The organism is Paenibacillus sp. UNC499MF (genome assembly GCF_900107975.1).
Classification (GTDB): domain Bacteria; phylum Bacillota; class Bacilli; order Paenibacillales; family NBRC-103111; genus Paenibacillus_F.
This window is the reverse complement of record NZ_FNVF01000004.1, coordinates 316,295-336,324: the sequence shown is the minus strand read 5'-3', so window position 1 is coordinate 336,324 and position 20,030 is coordinate 316,295. Positions and strand designations below refer to the sequence as shown.

14 protein-coding genes, 1 pseudogene and 2 riboswitches are annotated in these 20,030 nt (G+C 57.9%); of the genes and pseudogenes, 10 read left to right on the top strand and 5 right to left on the bottom strand.

Annotated features, from left to right (window positions below):
* The first annotated feature begins 86 nt into the window (after positions 1 to 86).
* The 5 genes from C4S74_RS12250 (at position 87) to C4S74_RS12230 (ending at position 4,580) form a co-directional block, all read left to right on the top strand.
* Complete coding sequence (locus tag C4S74_RS12250; RefSeq protein WP_103995606.1) at positions 87 to 1,145, top strand: permease; 1,059 nt, start codon at positions 87 to 89, stop codon at positions 1,143 to 1,145.
* 229 nt (positions 1,146 to 1,374) lie between these two features.
* Positions 1,375 to 1,577, top strand: a riboswitch (cobalamin riboswitch).
* Positions 1,578 to 1,853: 276 nt separating this feature from the next.
* Positions 1,854 to 2,621, top strand: a complete 768-nt coding sequence (locus C4S74_RS12245; RefSeq protein WP_103995605.1) for an energy-coupling factor ABC transporter permease — start codon at positions 1,854 to 1,856, stop codon at positions 2,619 to 2,621.
* On the top strand, positions 2,618 to 2,905 hold the full coding sequence (locus C4S74_RS12240) for an energy-coupling factor ABC transporter substrate-binding protein (RefSeq protein WP_103995604.1): 288 nt from the start codon (positions 2,618 to 2,620) through the stop codon (positions 2,903 to 2,905). The genes C4S74_RS12245 and C4S74_RS12240 overlap by 4 nt, the downstream gene beginning before the upstream one ends.
* On the top strand, positions 2,902 to 3,711 hold the full coding sequence (gene cbiQ / locus C4S74_RS12235; RefSeq protein ID WP_103995603.1) for a cobalt ECF transporter T component CbiQ: 810 nt from the start codon (positions 2,902 to 2,904) through the stop codon (positions 3,709 to 3,711). Before C4S74_RS12240 ends, cbiQ begins: the two co-directional genes overlap by 4 nt.
* Positions 3,708 to 4,580 carry an energy-coupling factor ABC transporter ATP-binding protein gene (locus C4S74_RS12230; RefSeq protein ID WP_103995602.1) on the top strand — a complete coding sequence of 291 codons (873 nt, stop codon included), beginning with the start codon at positions 3,708 to 3,710 and terminating at the stop codon, positions 4,578 to 4,580. The genes cbiQ and C4S74_RS12230 overlap by 4 nt, the downstream gene beginning before the upstream one ends.
* 151 nt (positions 4,581 to 4,731) lie before the next feature.
* Here C4S74_RS12230 and C4S74_RS12225 read toward each other — a convergent pair whose 3' ends face one another.
* The 3 genes from C4S74_RS12225 to C4S74_RS12215 form a co-directional block, all read right to left on the bottom strand.
* On the bottom strand, positions 4,732 to 6,414 hold the full coding sequence (locus tag C4S74_RS12225; RefSeq protein ID WP_103995601.1) for a glutamine--tRNA ligase/YqeY domain fusion protein: 1,683 nt from the start codon (positions 6,412 to 6,414) through the stop codon (positions 4,732 to 4,734).
* A 406-nt stretch (positions 6,415 to 6,820) separates the two neighbouring features.
* Positions 6,821 to 10,042, bottom strand: a complete 3,222-nt coding sequence (locus C4S74_RS12220; RefSeq protein ID WP_103995600.1) for a S8 family serine peptidase — start codon at positions 10,040 to 10,042, stop codon at positions 6,821 to 6,823.
* Positions 10,043 to 10,602: 560 nt separating this feature from the next.
* Positions 10,603 to 12,171 carry an NAD(P)H-hydrate dehydratase gene (locus tag C4S74_RS12215; protein WP_103995599.1) on the bottom strand — a complete coding sequence of 523 codons (1,569 nt, stop codon included), beginning with the start codon at positions 12,169 to 12,171 and terminating at the stop codon, positions 10,603 to 10,605.
* Positions 12,172 to 12,411: 240 nt separating this feature from the next.
* Between C4S74_RS12215 and C4S74_RS12210 the strand changes: the two genes are divergently transcribed.
* Entirely contained in the window at positions 12,412 to 13,419 is a 1,008-nt protein-coding gene (locus C4S74_RS12210; RefSeq protein ID WP_103995598.1) for a MerR family transcriptional regulator, read from the top strand.
* Positions 13,420 to 13,587: 168 nt separating this feature from the next.
* Positions 13,588 to 14,286, top strand: coding sequence for a class I SAM-dependent methyltransferase (locus C4S74_RS12205; RefSeq protein WP_103995597.1), 699 nt, complete (start codon positions 13,588 to 13,590; stop codon positions 14,284 to 14,286).
* A 338-nt stretch (positions 14,287 to 14,624) separates the two neighbouring features.
* On the opposite strand, the gene C4S74_RS12200 is transcribed toward C4S74_RS12205, so the two are convergent.
* The gene (locus C4S74_RS12200) at positions 14,625 to 16,064 is read right to left on the bottom strand and encodes an NAD(P)/FAD-dependent oxidoreductase (RefSeq protein ID WP_103995596.1); all 1,440 of its coding nucleotides are present in this window, start codon (positions 16,062 to 16,064) and stop codon (positions 14,625 to 14,627) included.
* A 78-nt stretch (positions 16,065 to 16,142) separates the two neighbouring features.
* A riboswitch (purine riboswitch) is annotated at positions 16,143 to 16,242 on the bottom strand.
* Positions 16,243 to 16,387: 145 nt separating this feature from the next.
* The gene (locus C4S74_RS12195) at positions 16,388 to 17,017 is read right to left on the bottom strand and encodes a LysE/ArgO family amino acid transporter (protein WP_103995595.1); all 630 of its coding nucleotides are present in this window, start codon (positions 17,015 to 17,017) and stop codon (positions 16,388 to 16,390) included.
* Positions 17,018 to 17,210: 193 nt separating this feature from the next.
* Between C4S74_RS12195 and C4S74_RS12190 the strand changes: the two genes are divergently transcribed.
* From C4S74_RS12190 to C4S74_RS12180, 3 genes and pseudogenes are all read left to right on the top strand, one after another.
* On the top strand, positions 17,211 to 18,662 hold the full coding sequence (locus C4S74_RS12190; protein ID WP_103995594.1) for a PLP-dependent aminotransferase family protein: 1,452 nt from the start codon (positions 17,211 to 17,213) through the stop codon (positions 18,660 to 18,662).
* 109 nt (positions 18,663 to 18,771) lie between these two features.
* The gene (locus tag C4S74_RS12185; RefSeq protein WP_103995593.1) at positions 18,772 to 19,401 is read left to right on the top strand and encodes a DUF3298 and DUF4163 domain-containing protein; all 630 of its coding nucleotides are present in this window, start codon (positions 18,772 to 18,774) and stop codon (positions 19,399 to 19,401) included.
* Positions 19,402 to 19,603: 202 nt separating this feature from the next.
* Positions 19,604 to 19,959: pseudogene (locus tag C4S74_RS12180) on the top strand (group 1 truncated hemoglobin).
* Positions 19,960 to 20,030 lie beyond the last annotated feature (71 nt).

Here is a 20,030-nt window from a genome sequence, read left to right as displayed (position 1 = left end):
ATGGGATTTTTGACAGAAGAAAGCCATTCTTTTTCCCCGGTGACTATGATATAGTTGCAAGTGGATTTAGAAAGGTGGAACCTCACATGAATACATCTCCAATTCCGGCTTCCACCAAAAGCAGACCGCGCGCTGCTTACTGGAAGCCTTTTTTATTTATCGCCATTCTCATAGGCGGACTATTTTATGTAAAGTGGGAGCCGTACTTCCACAAAGCGCTTACCGCAGCCGCCAAGCATGATATCGGGAAGTCGATACTCGCCGGCACCGCCGAGCCTTCGCTGGCCGCGGCTTGGGACTACTCCGTGGTCTATTTCAAAGCCGTCTGGAAAGCCGCTATTCTCGGCATCGTCCTCGGCTCTCTCCTTCAGGTGCTCATCCCGCAGGACTGGCTGAAGCGGGTGTTCGGCAAACGCACCTTCGGCAGCACGGTAGCCGGCGGCCTTAGCGCCATGCCCGGCATGATGTGCTCCTGCTGCGCCGCTCCGGTAGCGGTCGGCATGCGCAAGCAGTCGGGCTCCATCGGGTCGGCTCTCGCTTTCTGGATCGGCAATCCGGTACTGAACCCCGCGACGATCATCTTCATGGGCTTCGTACTCGGCTGGAAATTCGCCGTCCTGAGAATTGCCGCGGGTATCGTGCTCGTGTTCGGTGTCTCGTACTGGGCGGAACGCCTCGTTAAGCAGGGCGATGAAGCGACAGGTGAGCTTCCGCAAACGCAGGCTGTGCAGCCGCAGTCCGGTCCCTTGGCCGTCCGCTGGCTCAAAGCGCTTTGGACGATGTTTTGGACCGTGGTGCCCGTCTACTTCATCGCCGTGTTCATTCTCGGTGCCCTGCGCGCCTGGCTGTTCCCGGCCCTTGACCCCGCGATCGGCAACAGCCTCGTCGCTTTGATCGGATTGGCTTTGGCCGGTACCCTCTTCGTCATCCCGACCGCCGCGGAAATTCCGATCGCCAAAACGATGATGGCCCTGGGCCTCGGCACGGGACCGGCCGCCGCGCTTATGATGACGCTGCCCGCCGTCAGCCTGCCGTCCCTGATTATGGTGCGCAAGGCTTTTCCCGTGCGGGTGCTCTGGTTCACGGCCGGTATGGTCGCCCTGACGGGCATCGTAACCGGCGTGGTCGGCATTTTCGTTCTATAAGCCCGTCCGTTTTGGCAATCGGGGCTTTGATCCAACTCTATAGAAATGCGTTACGCGAGAGGGCGGGCCACCCCTCTCGTTTTCTTTTGCCCCGTTAAAAGACAGCGATTTCAAATACCGTGGAAAAAAATCTGCGAAGCGGCTTCCCGCATCGGTTCCGTCATAAAATTCACGCCTTTTTCCGCGATTGACAAGGTTTGGGACATCCTGTAGTATTATCACGGAAAACCGCATATTTGTGGAAACAGGTATTTTAGAGACACTCTAAAATTTAAAAGGGAAGAACGGTGAAATGCCGTCGCGGTCCCGCCACTGTAAGGGGAAACACTCTCATTCACATCCGGCAAGAAGCCACTGGAACCAGAACGTTCCGGGAAGGCGCCGGTATGGACGCCCCGAGCCAGGAGACCTGCCTGTTTTGACAGCACTGATACGACCTACGAGGAATAGGGAGGTGTTTGAGATCGCAAACTTTTTTTGTTGCGTGCATAAGGCATCGTGTTCCCGTACGAAGGGAAAGATGTCTTTTTTTGTGTGCGAAAAAATGGACCGGAAACCGCCGGATCGGAATCACCGGAAAGAGCTTGCGGAACCGTCGGCCTGACCGCCGGCGGAAACAACCAGCGCCGAAAGCGCGGCAGGGGCAAGAACCCCTACTGTCGCATCACCGCCAAATAAGGCGGCCCCCATCATAAAGGAGGATTTCCGATGAACATCCGTAAACCCCTGGCGTCTTTCCTGCTCATAGCCGGATTCGTCTGCTTTTTCCTGATAAACGAGCCGCAATCGGCTTACGCCATGCATATCATGGAGGGCTTTTTGCCGCCCTTCTGGGCCTTATTCTGGTGGATCGTCTTCCTGCCTTTCTTCATCCTGGGCGTCCGCGCTCTGGTCCGGATCACCAAAGAAACGCCGGAGCTTAAGCTTATGCTCGGCTTGGCCGGCGCCTTTACATTCGTCTTGTCGGCCCTGAAAATCCCGTCCGTCACGGGAAGCAGCTCCCATCCGACGGGTACCGGTCTCGGAGCTATCCTGTTCGGACCGCTCCCCATGAGCGTGCTCGGCTCCGTCGTCCTTCTCTTCCAAGCCCTCCTGCTGGCCCACGGCGGTCTTACGACACTGGGCGCCAACGCATTCTCGATGGCCGTAGCGGGTCCTTTCGTCGGCTATGCCGTGTACAAGCTCATGATCAAATCAACGGGAAGGCAGAAGCTCTCCGTCTTTACGGGCGCCGCGCTTGCCGACCTGACCACCTATCTGGTCACTTCCGTACAGCTTGCGGTGGCATTTCCCGCGGCCGAGGGCGGCATGCTCGCGTCCTTTGCCAAATTTGCGGGAATCTTCGCCGTCACTCAGATTCCGCTCGCGATTAGCGAAGGACTGCTGACCGTACTGGTTCTGGGCTGGTTGCAAGCCTATACGCCGCATGAAATTTCCGCTCTGCAGCGCAATTTGAAGGGAGCTGACCGTTCATGAAAACGTGGAAAAAGAACGTGTGGATTCTGGCCGCAGTCGTCCTCCTTGCCGTGCTGCCGCTCGTTTTCGTTCAAGGAGAGTTCGGAGGGGCCGACGGAGCCGCGGAAGAAGCGATTCAAGAGATCGCCCCCGATTACGAGCCATGGTTCGCATCGCTGATGGAGCCTCCGGCTGAAACCGAGAGCATGCTTTTCGCGCTGCAGGCCGCGCTCGGAGCCGGTTTTATCGGGTATGTAATCGGCCTGTATAAGGGGAGAGCCTCCAAACCTAAACCGAAAGCATGATGCTCAAGCGGATTGACACGATTTCTTATGCCAACGCTTTGCGGGGAGTCTCCCCCGTCTGGAAGTGTGGATTTGCCACCTGCCTCTTTTTGCTTTCCTATGCCGGGGCGCCGCCTGTTCAAGCCGCCGTGTTCGGATGGATGACACTTTGGTCACTGCTTTACGCGCGTATCCCGGCCAAGCTTTACTGGCTCGTTTACGGCGGTTCTCTGCTGTTCTTCGCGGCCAGCCTTCCGGCTCTCCTTCTCGAATTCGCGGCACATGCGGAAAACGGGGTTCCCCTTGCTTCGGGGTGGATCATCGGAACGGCCGGTCCTTGGACCGTATATGTCACGAGAGAATCTTTATCCCGCACAGCAGAGCTGTTTATGCGGGTTTCCGCCTGCCTGGCTTGTCTGCAATTTGTTTTGTTTACGACCCCCTTGCTGGAAATTCTTCAGGTGATGAAAAAAATCCGCGTTCCTCAGATCGTGATCGAGCTGACCCTGATTATGTACCGCTTTATTTTTTTGCTGGCCGATACGGCTCACGCCATGCGGACCGCCCAGCGCTGCCGGGGCGGGCAGAACGGATTCACGGGCGGCCTGCGCGATACCGCGCTGCTGATCGTTCATCTGTTCGGCCGGACCATGCAGCGCTACCGGGGACTGACCTACGGGCTCACTTCCCGCGGCTTCACGGAACGGATCGAACTCGCCCCCTATGAAGCGATTCCCGTCCCGCGGCGCTACAAAGCCGAAGGCGTGACGGGGATCCTCATGCTGACGGCAGCACAGATTTGGCTGAAATGGAGGGGATTCGCATGAATCCGAATCAGAATCCGAATCCGATTCTGGAACTGGCGGACGTCGTCTACAGCTATCCCGGCACCGATAATAAAGCCCTGGACAGGCTAAGCCTGGCGCTTCCGGCCGGCCGCCAAATCGCGCTTTGCGGACATAACGGCTCCGGCAAATCGACGTTTTTCCTGCATGCCGTTGGCATTCACCGGCCGCAATCGGGGACCGTGCGCTGGAAAGGCGCCCCTGTGTCCTACAAGCGCAAGGAATTGCTGGAGCTGCGCAGACAGGTGGGACTCGTGTTCCAGGACCCCGAGCAGCAGCTCATTCTCGGTACGCCGTACGAGGACGTCTCCTACGGCTTGCGTAACGCGGGCGTTCCCGAGCCGGAAATCCGCGCGCGGACCGGGGCGGTGCTGGAAAGAATGGGCCTGGAAGACCTTGCCCATACCCCCATCCATCACCTCAGCCTCGGGCAGAAGAAGCGCGTCACCCTGGCCGGCGTTCTCGTGCTGGAGCCGAGCCTTCTCCTGCTCGACGAGCCGACGGCGTATCTCGACCGCGCGTCGGAACGGCTACTGCTGGATGAGCTGGCGGACATCCGGCGGAGCGGCGTCACCGTGGTCATGGCGACCCACGACATGGACCTGGCCTACACATGGGCGGACCAGGTGCTGGTCATGGACAAGGGCGCCTGTCTGCTGCAGGGGCCGCCCGCTCAGGTTTTCGCGGAGACGGAGACCATCGGACGCATCGGGCTGGAACTGCCCCTGCTCCTCCGGCTGTGGCAGTCCCTTCCCCGTGAGCTGCGGGAAGGCGCCGACCCGCCGAGGAGCGCCGACGCCTTCGGCGAGCTGCTCGCGGCCCGGCTTCAAGCGGCGGCCTCCAGGAGCTAGCCGTTTGAAGCCGGCACATAAAAAAAGCAGGTCAGGAAATTTCTCCTGAACCTGCTTTTTTATTTGGCCGCAAACCGGAAAACGGCGCGATGCGGCACATAAGCCCGAAGCGGCCTTAAGCGGGCCGTGCTTCCTCTCCATTCGTCAGGGCTTAGGCCTGCTTGATATCGAAAGAGCTTTTCAGCGATACTGTCAGATTGAAGACCAAATGATCTTTCGTGGAGGCTTTAGGATCAACATTGAAGTACCCGTGACGGAAGAACTGGAATTTATCGCCGCCCCCGGCATCCTTCATGTTCTCTTCCACAAAGCCGTTCAGAGCCTCCAGGGAATTCGGGTTGATCCGGTCGAGGAACGTGCTTCCTTCTTCCTTCTCTTCCTGTTCCGGCAGGACCAGCGGCTCGTAGAGCCGGAACTCGGCCGGCACGGCGCGGCTCGCTTCCACCCAGTGGATCGTTCCCTTCACTTTGCGGCCGGTAAACCCGCTTCCGCTCTTCGTTTCGGGATCGTAAGTGCAGCGGAGCTCGATCACGTTGCCCGCTTCATCCTTAACCGCTTCTTCGCATTTTATGAAGTAGGCGTGCTTCAGGCGCACTTCGTTGCCGGGAAATAAGCGGAAATATTTGCTCGGCGGATTTTCCATAAAATCGTCCTGCTCGATATAAATCTCCCGCGAAAACGGAATTTGACGGACGCCCATCTCCGGGTTCTCCGAGTTGATTTCGGCATCCAGCATTTCCACTTTTCCTTCGGGATAGTTCGTGATCACAACCTTGAGCGGTTTCAGAATGCCCATCGTGCGCGGAGCCTTCAGCTTCAAATCTTCCCGGATAAAATGATCCAGGTATTTCACGTCGACCGTGCTGTCGCTCTTCGTCACGCCGATTTCGCGGCAGAAATTACGGATCGATTCCGGCGTAAAGCCCCGGCGGCGCAGTCCGGAAACGGTCGGCATGCGGGGATCGTCCCAGCCGTCCACGACCCCTTCGTCCACCATCTGCTTCAGGTAGCGCTTGCCCATGATCGTATCCGTCAGCTTCAGCTTGGCGAATTCATATTGATGAGGCACATGTTCCGTCTCACACTCCTGAATAACCCAGTCGTAAAGCGGACGCTGGTCTTCGAACTCCAAGGTACAGATGGAGTGGGTAACCGCTTCGCGGGCATCTTCCAGCGGATGCGCGAAAGCATACATCGGATAGATGCACCAGGCATCTCCCGTACGGTGGTGATGCGCATGCGAAATGCGGTAAATGACCGGATCGCGCAGATTGATATTCGGCGAAGCCATGTTGATTTTCGCCCGTAGGACCATTTCCCCGTCCTTAAATTCACCTTTGCGCATGCGCTCGAACAAATCCAGGCTTTCTTCCGCCGGACGGTCCCGGTACGGGCTTTCCTTGCCCGGCTCCGTAAGCGTTCCGCGGCCTTCGCGGATTTGTTCCGCATTAAGCTGGCACACATACGCTTTTCCTTTGCGGATCAGGAGCTGCGCCTTTTCATACATATAATCGAAATAATCGGAAGCGAAAAAGAGGCCGTCCCACTCGAAGCCCAGCCACTGCACGTCTTCCTTGATCGCCCGGACGAACTCGTCGTCTTCCTTGGCCGGATTCGTATCGTCGAAGCGCAGGTTCGTCTTACCTTTGAATTCGTCCGCGAGCTCGAAATTCAGGCAGATCGACTTGGCGTGCCCGATATGCAGATACCCGTTCGGTTCGGGCGGAAAGCGCGTGACGACCGTATCCACACGGCCTTCGTTAAGATCTTCGATCACGATGTTTTTAATGAAATTGGTGTTGGTTGTATTTGTTGTGCCGCTTTTGTTCTCCATCCGGATCAACCTTTCTTTCTTATCGGAAATCGCTGCCGCAGTCCAATTCGGTATTTGTATTCCATCATACCCATAACAAAGGGAGAGTTCAACCTGCAAAAGACGATCCGCGCCCCGGAGAGTCCACGATCTTATCCGCTGCCGGCTCTTTACCCCTCCTCATTCCCTGACACGACCGTACCCGCGCATATTCCCCGTTTTTCCTATGCCCATCAGTATCGCCTGCCTCCGGCTTAAATATCGCTTTTTCTTTTTAAAATGCCGCCGGGGCCGCACCGGTTTTCCATTGGGCGCTAAAAAACCAAAAAACCGCCCCCGGCCGAAGCCCGGGACGGTTTTAGTAGAACGGGGAACTCTGCAATACTTTCAGCGTTTATGAACTCTCAGCGTTTGTGAAAAATCAGTATTACCGCGCGCTCAGCTTATAAATCACGCTTGCCGATTCCGCGCGCGTAGCGCCGTTCAACGGCTTGAAGGTGCCGTCCTCGTAGCCGTCGATCAGACCGAGCCCGGCAGCCTTCCGCATAAACGGCACCGCCCAGGTTCCCGCCGTGCCTTCGTCTGTGAAGGACGCCGTCTTAGGCACGGGAAGCTCGTCCGGCGCTATGCCGCTGCCGTAAGCGAAGGCGCGCACCAGCATAGCGGCCATCTGCTCGCGCGTGATAGGCTCGTCCGGCATGAAGCGGTCGTCCGTGACGCCGGAGACGAGCCCCGCGCTGTAAGAGCGGGCGATAACGTCGGCGTACCAGGCGCCCTTCGCGACGTCACGGAACTGCTGCCTGCCTTCCGGGGCCGCCGGAAGCTGGAGCAGACGGGCCAGCATCGCCGCGAACTGGGCGCGTGTCACGCCCGCCTGCGGAACGAAGCGGCTCGCGTCCATCCCGTCCACGATCTGCCGGGCAGCGAGGACTTCCACGGGTCTTTTCGCCCAATGAGCGCTCATATCCGCGAACGTGCGGCTGACCGCAAAAACGGCCGCATACGAAGGGCCTTCGACCGCAAACGTTATGCTGTTTTCGTTGTCGGCCCCTTTAACATACTTCCACTCGGAATCGTCGTCCGTGTAAACGAAGGCGCCCATCTTCTCCGGATCGGCCCCCGAATCGGACGCCGCAGCGTGAGCAAGCGTGACCTTCGCAGGCTTTTGGAGATTCTCGATCAACCGGTTCCCGGCCGTTATTTTAATCTCCAGGATGGAAGACATAGGCGATGCGCCTTCGGGATAAGCCGCTGTCAGGCTCTCGGTCGCGTGTGTCCGGCGGAGTGAAATAACCACTTCCTCGCCGCCGTCCGCTTGCAGAGAACCCGGGTCCATCCTCAGCGTTCCTTCGCTGGTCGTAATGAGCAGCCCTTTGGACTGGCCGCTTCCGAAGAAGGATGCCGGAAGATGAACCTTCGCACCGGCGGTATTGTCCTTTCCGGAAGAGAGGGCCTGCACGCCGATCAGGGTTACATCGGGATTTTTAAGCAGCGGCTGCAAATTCTCGTCGGCGACCTTTACATCCAGCATGGCATAGCCTTTTTCCTGGATGACGGTTGAGTCCGACTTCACGGCCGTGGCAGTTTCTTCCGAAGGCGGTCCGGTTCCGTCCCCTCCGCCGGTATTCCCCCCGCTTGTCGCGATATCGTAGCGGTAGGTCCGGACTTCGCTTACGGCTCCGCCTGCCGCCGAGATGACTCTCAAGGTTTGCGTCCGGGAGATCTCGATCGGACCGGTATAAACGGCTGACTGCACGGTAGGGGCCGCTCCCGTCAGGGTGTAATAGATTTTGGCGCCGGGATCGGCTGCGGTCAGCGTAACTTTCTGTGTACCCGTGTAGCTCCCGCTCCGAAGACTGGCCTGGGGAGCTTGGGGGTTCTTACGGAACGTAAGCTCGCCGCTCACCCAGAGCGGACTTTTCTCGTCGTTATAGGCAACAAGCAAATATTTGCCGGCTTTATCCGGCTTGTATGTAAGAGAAGCTTTTCCTTGACTCGCTTGAAACGTTAACGTTTTGACGAACTGGGGTTCCATGCCGTTCGACGTGTAAGCGAACAAATCCGCCTTGCCGGCTCCGCCCGCGCCTGAGGCAAGAGAACCGTCTTTGTTAAGAAGCCGGATGTCGGCCCGGAGCTCGTCCGTGTCGGTCAGATTCGTGCTGCCGTTAACCGCCTGGATGCTTACACGGGGTGTTTCCATGGCTTTTTTGACGTCGATCAGCCCGGACCCATATTCATCGTCAAAGCCCGGGGGCCCCAGATCCCGGGCCGTTTCGGAAATAATACGGCCTACACGCTCCACCCTTTCGGAAGTGGAGAGACCATCCAGACCGGCGTCCCCTGCGAGGATGAGAGCGGCAAGCCCGGACACCATCGGAGCCGCCATCGAAGTGCCGTTGCGCCCCGTGTAGCCGTTGCCTTTGTCCGTGCTGTAGATGTCCACGCCCGGTGCGACCACGCTCAGGCTGCTGCCGGAGTTGGAGAAATCCGCGACGATAAATTCCGTTTGGGGATACCAGTCGACGGCGCCTACCGCGATGACTCCCGGCAGCTTGGCCGGGAAGGCCACATCCTTTACGAACCGGTGGGCCAGCGGATCTTCGCTGCCTTTTACCTGGTCCAGTTCTCCCGTGTCGCTGCCCGTCCAGTGATTGCTTTCGTTGCCTGCGGCGGAAACGACGATCACACCTCTCTGCAAGGCATATTGTACCGCCTCTTCCATAACCCGGGAGGAGCTCCCCGAAGTCAGGCTGAGATTAACTATATCCGCTCCGTGATCTACGGCCCAATAAATGCCCTCGGTAATGACGTCCGTTCTTCCGTAGCCTTCGCTGTCGAGAACCTTAACCGGCATAATTTTGGCTCCGGCGGCCACTCCGGCAATTCCGACACCGTTGTCCTTCGGTGCGGCGGCAATCCCCGCCACATTCGTACCGTGACCGTTATCGTCCCGGGTATTCGGCGTGTTGTTGACGAAGTTGTACCCTTCCACGAGACTGCCTTTCAGATCGTCATGGTACGGGTCAACGCCCGTATCGACAACAGCGATCACAACACCCGAGAGCTTGGCATCCGCCGCACCGGTATCCGCGAGATCCGACTGAATCGCCCGGTACCACCACTGCTGCTCCACGTAAGGGTCGTTCGGTACGGAAGCCGCTTTAGCGGGCGAATCCGCCGCACTTGCGGAACCCGTCGTTGTCCGTGCCGCAGCGCTCCGCCCGTCGCCTCCGTTCGGTACGGAAGTTTTCGTCTCGGCGGCCCATACGGGATAAACGGGCTCGACGAAATCAACTTCGGGATCGTTCTCCAGTTCCTCAAGCACGTCCGAAACCGGCTCCGATTTGGGAAATTCCATCGTGACCAAACCTTTCGGTCCTACACGCTGCTTGTATTTCGGACTAGGCGGATCGGGAAGCTCCGCTTTCTTTTCGGGTCCCATCAAACCTTGCACATTCATCGTATCCGCTTTTTCTTTGTATTTGACGATAACCTGGCCGGGCAGCGCTTCCTTCAAAGCCTGCGGTCTTTCGTAACGGGGAGTCGAACCGCTTTTTTTCAGGCCCGCTTGGGACTCCGCTCCGAATGCCGGGACAAACAGACTCAGGGCCAATAGTACGGCAAGCACCAGCAGACTTATTTTTCGCATACAAAAACCTCCAAACCTCACATCGCGATCCTTAATAGGCATTCGCTTCCGGTCCCTGAATTCCTGCCTCATCCCCACTTTTGTAAATAAACGGAATATATGAAAAGGAATCCTTCCTTCATCTCGCTCTAAAACATGCAAATTGTTGTAAAAACCTCATTATGGAGCTATTCTCCCGACGACACGTTCTATCCTGCATAAAAAGTTCTTCCACATCTTCCGATGCACAGGATAAACGGCCGGCACCGGCCCGTCTTCGTCTTACGCGCCGCCGTTTCACGCCGAGTACGGATTCGGCCAGCGGTTGCGGCTTCGCATAACGGCGTTCACCCCCCGCGGGTGCCGCAGGAACACAGTACCGCCGCGCGTAAGCAGCGGACGTCCGGGTCAGCGCCGGCAGCAATACGGCACCGCGGCGTGTAACGTGTGGCGCGGTTGCCCGGGTGAATGCCGGCAACCAAACAGCACTTCGAACCGGCAGTTCGGCATATTTCAGCCGCCCAGCCGGATCGGAAGCACGTATCCGCAGCAGGGAAGTTCTCAAAAGCTGCGAATACCGCCTACAAGAAGCGGACACCGGATCTCTTCCGCTTCCTTTCCGCGCCTCCCTCATCTCCGTAAATATACCGGAATGCCGCCGGGATACTTTCGATTACGTCGCTGGCCAGAACATCCGCAAGGGAGTGGCGTTCCTCCGTCAGCAGACTGGCAGCGAGCCCGTGGATGAACACGGCATTGCTGACGGCCTCCAGAACATCCTCGTGCTGAAGAAGAAACGCCGCCGCGATGCCGGTCAGCACATCGCCGGAGCCGCCCTTGGCCAGTGCGGCGCTGCCCGTCGTGTTGACGTGCTGCGTGCCGTCCGGGGCCGCAACGATCGTGTGCGGCCCCTTCAGGACGACATAGGCGCCGTTCTCGGCCGCAAAGCGGGCGGACACGCCGAACCTGTCGTCCTCCACCGCCGCGGCGGTGCTGCCTGCGAGCCAGGCCATTTCGCCCGGATGCGGCGTCAGCACCGTAGGCTTGGTGCGCTTCCGCAGCAGCGGCAGAAGCTCTGCGGCGTGGAACAGGGCGTCCGCATCCAGCAGGACCGGCACGTCCTGGCGCAGCACCTGTTCCACGACAGCCCGGCCGCCCGCTGTGCGGCCGAGGCCGGGCCCTGCGGCGATGAAGCCGAAGGAGGCGCCGTCCAGCGGCAGCTCGCCCCGGAAGTAACCGTCCTCCGACGGTGAAGGCAGATACATCGCCTCCGGGTAATGCCCCGCCGCAATCGCGTGGATGCAGTCCGGCACCGCCACCGTCACGAGCCCGGCTCCGCTTCGGAGGGCCGCGCGGGATGCGAGCACGACGGCTCCGGGCATCGGCAGGGACCCGCCGGCCACCAGCAGCCTGCCGTGCGTCCCTTTGTGCGAGGACGCTTCCCGGCGCGGCAGAGTCCGCCGCACGTCCGCCAGCGTCCACAGGGCACGGCGGGCAAGGTCTGCGGCGGCGGCCGGCGGGATGCCGATGTCGGCGACGAGCAGCTCGCCGACGTAAGAAGCCGACGGATTCGTGAACGTTCCGAGCTTCGGGTACTGGATGGTCACGGTGGCATCCGCCCGGACGGCCGCTTCGACGGGTCCCCCGTCCGCGGGAACACCGCTCGGGAGATCAATCGCGTAGATCTCCGCGCGCTGCTCGTTGATCTTCCCGATCAGCTTCCGGTACGGCTCGCGGAGAGGGCCGTTCACCCCGATGCCGAGCAGGGCGTCGACAATGGCGTCCGCACGCTCAAGCTCGCGTTCCAGCCCGGCTTCGGAGCCCCTGTAATCGGAAGCGGTATAGCCTGATTTTTCGTAAACGGACAAAGCGGCCGCGGCGGCCCCTCTGATTTTGTCCCTTGGCGGAATCAGCCACAGAGAAACGGGCCGGCCGTGCGCCTTCAGAACTCGGGCAATTACGATTCCGTCCCCGCCGTTGCTTCCCGCCCCGGAAAGCACGACAACCTTCGCCTCCGGCGGAATCCGCTCCAGCAGAAGGGAAGCGGCCGCCCGGCCTGCGCTTTCCATGAGCGTGTCGGCGCTTAATCCGATGAGGTTCACGGTTTGACGGTCGATTTCGTACATTTCTTCGCCTGATACGATTCGCATCGTTTGGACCTCCTTAAACGGGTGGGTTCGGTTCGGAAAAAATCCGGTCTCACTCTCTTATTCTATTTAATCCTCTACTAAACAGTATAAGAGGCTGAATCACAAAATTAAACTTTCGGACAGATCCACGGACTGCCCCGGAAAAAAGGTTTACCTTGACGTTACGGAAAGGTTTACGATGGAGGAAGAGAAAGGGCAATTTCCGGCGCTCGGCCGGTTGAACTACGGGAGGAAACCGCTATGCATATCAAGGAAGCCGCCAAACGGCTGGGAATATCGGCTCGGGCTATCCGCTTTTACGAAGAAAAAGGGCTGGTCGCACCCGGCAAGGAACTCTCCAGCGGTTACCGGTCTTTTACCGAACAAGAAATCTGGAGGCTGCAGACGATCGTCGCCCTGCGCGAATCCGGCATGTCCGTAAGCGATATTCAAGCCGCTCTGGTGCAGGTGGAACGTGGCGGGCACGAGGAACTGCTCCATTATCTCGAGCTGCAGCGCTCGGTCCTCTACGCCCGCATGCTGGAGACCAGGCAAACCCTGCAAACGACCGATCATATGATCGGACTCTTGCAGCGGAGCCGGGGGCTTCCTTTGGAGGAGTTTTACCGGCTGGCCCAGGATTCCCGCGAAGTCCGGGAGCTCCGCAACTGGGAGGACCGCTGGAACTTCGACGAGCTGGCTTCTTCTCACGACGAGCGGGTATGGAGCGGGGATTCGGCCTATCCCGGTTACCGGGAGGCACTGGAACGGACCGTGGAGGAAATCAATCCGGCACCCGGAGAAACGGGGCTTGATCTGGGCACCGGGACCGGCAATCTCGCCGGATTGTTGATGGAACGCGGTGCCGTCATGAACGGAATCGACCAATCCAAGGAAATGCTTCGTATTTGCCGCTCCAAATTTCCGGCCATGACGGCCAAGATCGGCAATTTTCTTGCTATTCCCTACACGGAAGGGCAGTTCGATTTTGTGGTGAGCAGCTTTGCGTTTCACCATTTGTCCGGCAGGCAGCAGCTATTGGCACTGAGCGAAATGGCCAGGGTTCTTAAGCCGCAGGGCCGCATAGCGATTACGGGATTCATAAACAGGAGTCCCGGCGGAAAAGTTCCAGCCGGCAAAGATCGTTTGGGTTCGGCGGCCTGTGAGTTGGATTTTTTGGACTGGTTTGCTCCAAACGGGTTTGAAAGCAAGTGCCTCAAGCTTTCACCCGAGCTTTATCTGGCGGCGGCCCGGCGCGGGTTTGTGTAATATAGGGGCTTCACCAGAAATGCCGGGTCCGGGCTGGCTTTCCGTCTTGTACCGTTAAGCTCCATTTTGTCTACTCCCCCTTGACCTTGCCGCTGCGTTAACGCTTAGGGTATAGAAGGAATCTCATTCCACATTCATTCTTATTACACAAATGGAGGAACGAACCGCATGCCCGACCATACCGACATTTACCGCAATCAGACTCATCTGTATGACCGGATGATCTCCAGACAGCCCGGCTTGGAAGAAAGGATAAAACGTATCCGGCCGTATGAAGGGCTGGATATCGTGGACCTCGGAGCGGGAACGGGCCGCCTGACGGCCGTTTTGGCATCGAAGGCGGCATCGGTCACCGCCCTGGACGCCTCTTCCGGCATGCTGGAGGTCACCGCCTCCAAGCTCCGGCAGGCAGGGCTGACGAACTGGCGCTGCACGGCCGCCGACCACCGCAGTCTCCCTCTGGCGGATGACTCCGCCGATCTTCTCGTCTGCGGCTGGAGCCTCTGCTACCTCGCGGGCCCCGACGTCCCGGACTGGGAAGCAAACGTGGCGCAAGCTCTTGCCGAGATGAGAAGGGTACTGCGTCCCGGAGGAACTCTCATTCTGCTGGAAACGATGGGCACCGGCACTGAGGTTCCGGACCCTCCCGCTTTCCTGAAGCCTTACTATGCGCTGCTGACACAAAAATACGGCTTTGCCCACGAGACGTTCCGTCTGGACTACACCTTTGCCTCCCTGAAGGAAGCCGAAGAAATGGCACGCTTCTTCTTCGGAGATGAGCTGGCGGCGAAAACCGTACGGAACCGCTGGGTCACCCTCCCGGAGTGTGCCGGGATCTGGTGGCTGCATATGCCGGCGGGTACGTAAGCGGGTAACGTTTAGTGCGCCGCTTCTCGCAGCACCCTCCGTTATTCCTAGCACGCTGTTTTCTCTGGTTGTTTCCGGCGGGGGTACCCGGCATGAGCGGCTTGCTTATGACAGCCCTCTCATACTCCATCCGCCCGGCTTCGCGTGCACTAAAAAGCCCTGCAGACGAATTCCGTCTACAGGGCTTGCTTCATTAAAACCGCACGCGCCGAGTCCGGTTCGGCTTGTCCGATTCGCAGCACGCGTCTAACGCAGCAGGTTATCGGACCATGACGCTTCCCGGCTAACACACAACTAGGTCAGCTCGGCGATTCATCCGCCCTAAAGCCCGCTCAGGCTCAACCTTGAGCCCGTTCCGCTACCGCACGGGCGATCCATACGCCCGCCGCTCCCGCCTGGGCCAGTCCCCGCGTTACGCCCGCTCCGTCCCCGCCGCAGTACAAACCGGCGATTTCGGTTTCGAGCTGCTCGGTGAGCTTCGGACGGGCAGAGTAAAATTTCGCCTCCACGCCGTAAAAAAGCGTATGCTCGGACGCGATGCCCGGCGTTACTTTTTCCAGTGCCTCTACCATTTCGACCAGGCTCTTCATCGTATTGTAAGGAAGAACGAGTCCCAGATCGCCGGGAACGGCTTCTTTCAATGTCGGCTCCAGAAATCCTTCCTTGATCCGGCCTTCCGTAGAGCGGCGGCCGCGGATAATGTCGCCGTATTTCTGTACGATGACGCCTCCGTTGGAGAGATCGTTGGCACGTTTGCAAATCTCTCGTGCGTATTCGTTCGGTTTATCAAACGGCTCCGTAAACTGATGCGAGACCAGCAGGGCAAAGTTCGTGTTCCGCGAACCGAGCGCCGGATCTTTGTATGCGTGGCCGTTGGCCGCCATGACGCCGCTGTGATTTTCCACGACAACATGTCCCGAAGGATTGCTGCAGAAGGTGCGGACACGGGTGCCGACCGACGTGTTGAAAATGAATTTGCCTTCGTACAGATGCTTGTTGATTTCCTGCATCACGACATCAGATGTTTCCACGCGGACGCCGACATCGACCTGGTTGTTGTACATTTTCAGGCGGCGCTTGCGCAGAACGTTCGTCAGCCATGCGGACCCGTCGCGGCCCGGCACTACGACCACGGAATCGGCTTCGATCTCTTCCCCGCTGCTGAGCACAATGCCCCGGATCTTATGGCCTTCGGCCGTTTTGCTCGTCAGCAGATCGGCCACTTCCGTTTTGAAACGCATGTCCACTTTTGTTTTCAGGTACGTATTGATCGAACGGAGGATTTCAAGATTCTGCTCCGTCCCGAGATGGCGGACCTGCGCCCGGAGGAGCTTGAGTCCCGCCGCATAGGCACGGTTCTCAATGGAAGACACGACGTCCGTCAGCGGATCGGTCAGCGTCTGCTGTGCCCCGTGCTTCAGGTTGATGTCATCCACATACCGGATGAGATCCAAAACGCGGGATGGCGGCAGATAGTCCGTCAGCCAGCCTCCGAATTCCGTCGTAATGTTGAACTTGCCGTCACTGTAAGCCCCCGCTCCGCCGAAACCTGCGGTAATCGAGCATGCGGGCAGACAGCCCGCGAATTCCTTGCGTCCCGCGGCAGGCGGACACAGCTTGATCTTTTCTTCCAGGATCGGACAGCGGCGGCTGTCGATGTCATGCCCTTTATCTACAAGCAGCACTTTAAGGTGCGGTGTTTTTAATGAAAATTCATAGGCAGCGAATATCCCGGCCGGTCCGGCCCCCACAATAATGACGTCGTAACGGTTGCTCATGATCGTATCCCCCAGTCAGTTATGAAAGGTATCAGGTTTTAAGCCGGGCGCGCAAAAAAATCCCGGCCTTCGAATGGTACGGAAAAACCGTCCATTCGTAGCCAGGAATTTTCGGTTCCTTGTAGAGACCTCTGGCCCGTATTGCCAAAGATATACGAATAGGTAAAACGCAAATTAAGTTGTTGGCGGGGCAATTACCCCTTAAACAGGTTAACGAAATTTATGTTCAAAGTCAACCTAAATCCGATTAAATATTCGGTTTATTTTTTGTAAATGACGATTTCACAAAGAAAAAAATCACTAAAGCGACCAAAACACGAACATTAAAAAGAAAATACAATATAACCGGCCGACAGCCACATCACAATGGCCGACACCTTGCCTAGTACCGCCGTGAACCGGGCGGACCCGCTTGCACGGCCCGTCAGCCAGCCCAGCGCGGCCAGTCCCAAGAACCAGACCCAGGAAACAAGAATACATGCCAGAGTGAACCCCCACTTATGCGTACCGGTATACTGCAGGGAACTCGTCCCGATCACACCTACCGTATCCAGGATGGCATGAGGATTCAGCAGGGAAACCGAAGCGGCGAATGCGATCTGCTTGCGTGCGGGGTAACGTGCCTCATCACCGGCCGCCGGTTCGTTCCCTTCCTCGCGCGAAGCGCTCTTCCACGTTGTCCAGCCCATATAGGCAAGAAATATTACGCCCGCACTCATGAGCAAGGTTTTGATCCACCAGATTTTCAGAACGAGCACGGAAACGCCGAAAACCGCCAAACCGATCAGAACCGTGTCGCAGACCGAAGCGGCCAGAACGGCCGGAAGGGCGCGGGTATATTTTTGGTGCAAAGCCCCTTGGTTGAAAATAAATACGTTCTGCACCCCGAGAGGCAAAATAAGCCCCAAAGCCAGTATCAGGCCGTGCAGGGCAGCCGCAGCCGTCAGCATCATGCCGATTCCTCCATTTCTCCACGGTTAGTCTCTTGTTTACCCTCTTCATGATATAGAAAGATCGCCTTTTGTCTCCATCCATTTGGATGGATCGGGAGCCAACCAAGCGTTATACTGGAACCATCGGACCGCAACCGGCTTAGTACGGAAGCGCGTTTCAGAATCCGCTATTCCCATGAAAGCAGGAACCGTCATGCAGGACAGCAGCTGGAAACCCGACAGGGCTTCTTCCATCCCCTTATCTCTTCAAATCAAGCAGTACATTATAAGCAAAATCGAAAACGGCGAGTGGCCCGTAGGCGTGAAAATCCCGCCTCAGCGGACTATGGCCGCGGTCTTCGAGGTCAACCGCAGCACCGTCGTGGCGGCCATTGACGAGCTGATCGCCGACGGAATTCTGGAGGGACGCAGCGGAAGCGGCACGCGGGTCGTCAACAATTCCTGGACGCTGCTCGCGCCGGCCGCTGCTCCCGACTGGCCCTCCTACGTGCAATCGGGCGTCCACCGGCCTAACCGGGCGATGGTCCGCGAGATCAACCGGGCGGAATTTACACCGGGCATTATCAGGCTGGGAACGGGAGAACTTTCTCCCGACCTTCACCCCCATGAAATGACGAGAAAAGTGCTGGAGAGGCTGCCGGGCCGCATGACTTCGCTCGGCTACGAGGAGCCGAAGGGTCTTCTCCCCCTCCGGGAGAAGGTCAGCGCTTATCTGGGCACAAGCGGCATCCAAGCCTCGCCTTCGTCCATTCTGATCGTCTCGGGAGCTCTGCAGGCGCTCCAGCTCATTTCTCTGGGCCTATCGCCGCCGGGCTCCACCCTGCTGCTGGAGAAGCCGTCCTACTTGTTCTCGCTCCATATGTTCCAATCGGCCGGGGTCCGACTATGCGGCCTTCCTATGGATGAGCGCGGAATAATGGCGGACCGCATCCCGGAGCTGGCCAAACGTACCAAGGGAGCCATGCTCTATACGATCCCGTCTTTTCATAATCCGACCGGCACCCTGATGCCGGAGGAACGGAGAAAAGAGCTGCTTGACGCGTGCGAGAAAGCGCAGCTTCCCGTCATAGAAGATGACGTGTACCGCGAGCTCTGGCTCGACGAGCCCCCGCCTCCGCCCCTGAAAGCGATGGACAGAAGCGGACTGGTCCTCCACCTCGGGAGCCTGTCCAAGACATGGAGTCCCGGCCTGCGCATCGGCTGGGTGGTCGGACCCGAAGCCGTCATCGATCGGCTGGCCGACCTTAAGATGCAGACAGACTACGGCTCCAGCTCACTGTCGCAGTGGGCGGCCGCCGAGCTTCTCTCCGGCGGGTTATATGCGCCGCATCTGGAGACAGTCCGTACGGAAATGCGGAAGCGCCGCAACCGGACCCTGGAGCTGCTGGACAGCGGGTTCAAGGATATCGCTTCCTGGGAGGTTCCTTCGGGAGGCTTTTACATCTGGCTCAAACTGACCCCCTCCCTTTCCATGAGAGAGTTGTTTGAGAAGGGACTTCAGGAAGGCATCCTTCTGAATCCCGGAAGCCTGTACGATCCTCTCCCCGGCCCTTATCTCCGGATTTCGTATTCTTACGCTTCTTTCGAGGATCTGGAAAAGGGACTGCTGAAACTTTCCGTTCTGATCCGCAGGCTTGCCCGCTGAATGAAGCCCGAATGCCGCCTTCAAGGGCGGTTTTGCCTGACCGGACGTCTAAAAACCTTTTTCCCGCAATAGGTTAAGCATGAGACGACATCCGGAAAGGAAGAAGAGCATGACCTCCTTATTTCAGCTTCCCGTGCAGGTAGAAACGGAAACTCTCACATCTCCGGATGTGACGATCTATACGCCGAAACTTTCGGGCCTCGCGAACGCCGCCGCTCAGAAAAAATTGAACGCGGCGTTCTCCGATCTTACGTCTTCACTCGTTTACGAACAGAAGAAATATCAGACCGGTACCCTCCGGGAGATGACGGGGCATTATGAGGTGAAGACGAACGAGAGAGGGCTTCTCAGCCTAATCGCCACCAATTATGCCTATTCGGCTCCCATGGCCCATGGATATACCGTTGCGGAATCTCTTACATGCGATGTGAATTCGGGGAGCTTTTTCACTCTGTCGCAGCTTTTCAAACCCGGATGCGGCTACGTGGAGCTGCTTTCGCAGCACGTAAGGGTCCAGCTTCAGCGGCGGAAACTGCCCCTGCTCCATCCTCCGTTCAAATCCGTCTGGCCCGATCAAAACTTCTATTTGGCGGACAAAGCGCTGGTCCTCTATTTCGATCTTCTTGAAATCACACCGTATTACGTCGGATTTCCCATGTTTCCGGTTTCGGTCTATGATCTGCTGCCCATTGCGGCAGAAGGAGGCCCTCTGGATATCTTGGAGGTAGACGTTACCTAGTAAAAATCCGCACGATAATGAGTCGGTCGGCAGCCTCCAAAAACGGAGGCTGTTTATTTTCGCGTTCCGTTACAAGGAGACAGAGTCCAGGCGTGCACAGCTTTAATCTCTGTCCTTGATTGACGGACAGGGATTTTTTGAGATTTTAGCGTTCAGAAGGGTAATATAAGAGAGCAAGACCATACCCGGGAGGCGATAAATAATGGAAACCAGCTTATACGACAAGCTTGGCGGAAAAGACGTAATCGGCAAGGTCGTGGAGGATTTTTACAAGCGCGTCATGGAGGACGAATCGGTCAATCATTTCTTCCGGGATACGGACATGGCGAAACAGCTGCTCATCAGACGGCCTTCATCAGCTATGCGCTCGGCGGGGCTCCCTACACGGGCAGATCGATGGCCGCGGCCCATACGGGACTTAATCTGCAGCGGGAGCATTTCGACAGCATTGTCCATCACCTGCAGGCCTCATTGCGGCATTTCGGAGTTACGGAGGAAGATATCGGTCAAATCACGGATAAAGTGGGATCCCTGAAAAGCGATATCCTTTACAAATAAAACGGATGCGGGCCCGGCATTTCCCTCCGAACTCCCGTCTGCGGCTCCCTTTATCCCGGCCGCCGCGATAT

Coding starts and splice junctions, on each gene's coding strand:
- C4S74_RS12250 (WP_103995606.1), top strand. CDS start 87: ATGAATACATCTCCAATTCCGGCTTCCACCAAAAGCAGACCGCGCGCT.
- C4S74_RS12205 (WP_103995597.1), top strand. CDS start 13,588: ATGCCCGACCATACCGACATTTACCGCAATCAGACTCATCTGTATGAC.
- C4S74_RS12215 (WP_103995599.1), bottom strand. CDS start 12,171: ATGCGAATCGTATCAGGCGAAGAAATGTACGAAATCGACCGTCAAACC.
- C4S74_RS12190 (WP_103995594.1), top strand. CDS start 17,211: ATGCAGGACAGCAGCTGGAAACCCGACAGGGCTTCTTCCATCCCCTTA.
- C4S74_RS12200 (WP_103995596.1), bottom strand. CDS start 16,064: ATGAGCAACCGTTACGACGTCATTATTGTGGGGGCCGGACCGGCCGGG.
- cbiQ (WP_103995603.1), top strand. CDS start 2,902: ATGATGCTCAAGCGGATTGACACGATTTCTTATGCCAACGCTTTGCGG.
- C4S74_RS12240 (WP_103995604.1), top strand. CDS start 2,618: ATGAAAACGTGGAAAAAGAACGTGTGGATTCTGGCCGCAGTCGTCCTC.
- C4S74_RS12245 (WP_103995605.1), top strand. CDS start 1,854: ATGAACATCCGTAAACCCCTGGCGTCTTTCCTGCTCATAGCCGGATTC.
- C4S74_RS12225 (WP_103995601.1), bottom strand. CDS start 6,414: ATGGAGAACAAAAGCGGCACAACAAATACAACCAACACCAATTTCATT.
- C4S74_RS12230 (WP_103995602.1), top strand. CDS start 3,708: ATGAATCCGAATCAGAATCCGAATCCGATTCTGGAACTGGCGGACGTC.
- C4S74_RS12220 (WP_103995600.1), bottom strand. CDS start 10,042: ATGCGAAAAATAAGTCTGCTGGTGCTTGCCGTACTATTGGCCCTGAGT.
- C4S74_RS12195 (WP_103995595.1), bottom strand. CDS start 17,017: ATGATGCTGACGGCTGCGGCTGCCCTGCACGGCCTGATACTGGCTTTG.
- C4S74_RS12210 (WP_103995598.1), top strand. CDS start 12,412: ATGCATATCAAGGAAGCCGCCAAACGGCTGGGAATATCGGCTCGGGCT.
- C4S74_RS12185 (WP_103995593.1), top strand. CDS start 18,772: ATGACCTCCTTATTTCAGCTTCCCGTGCAGGTAGAAACGGAAACTCTC.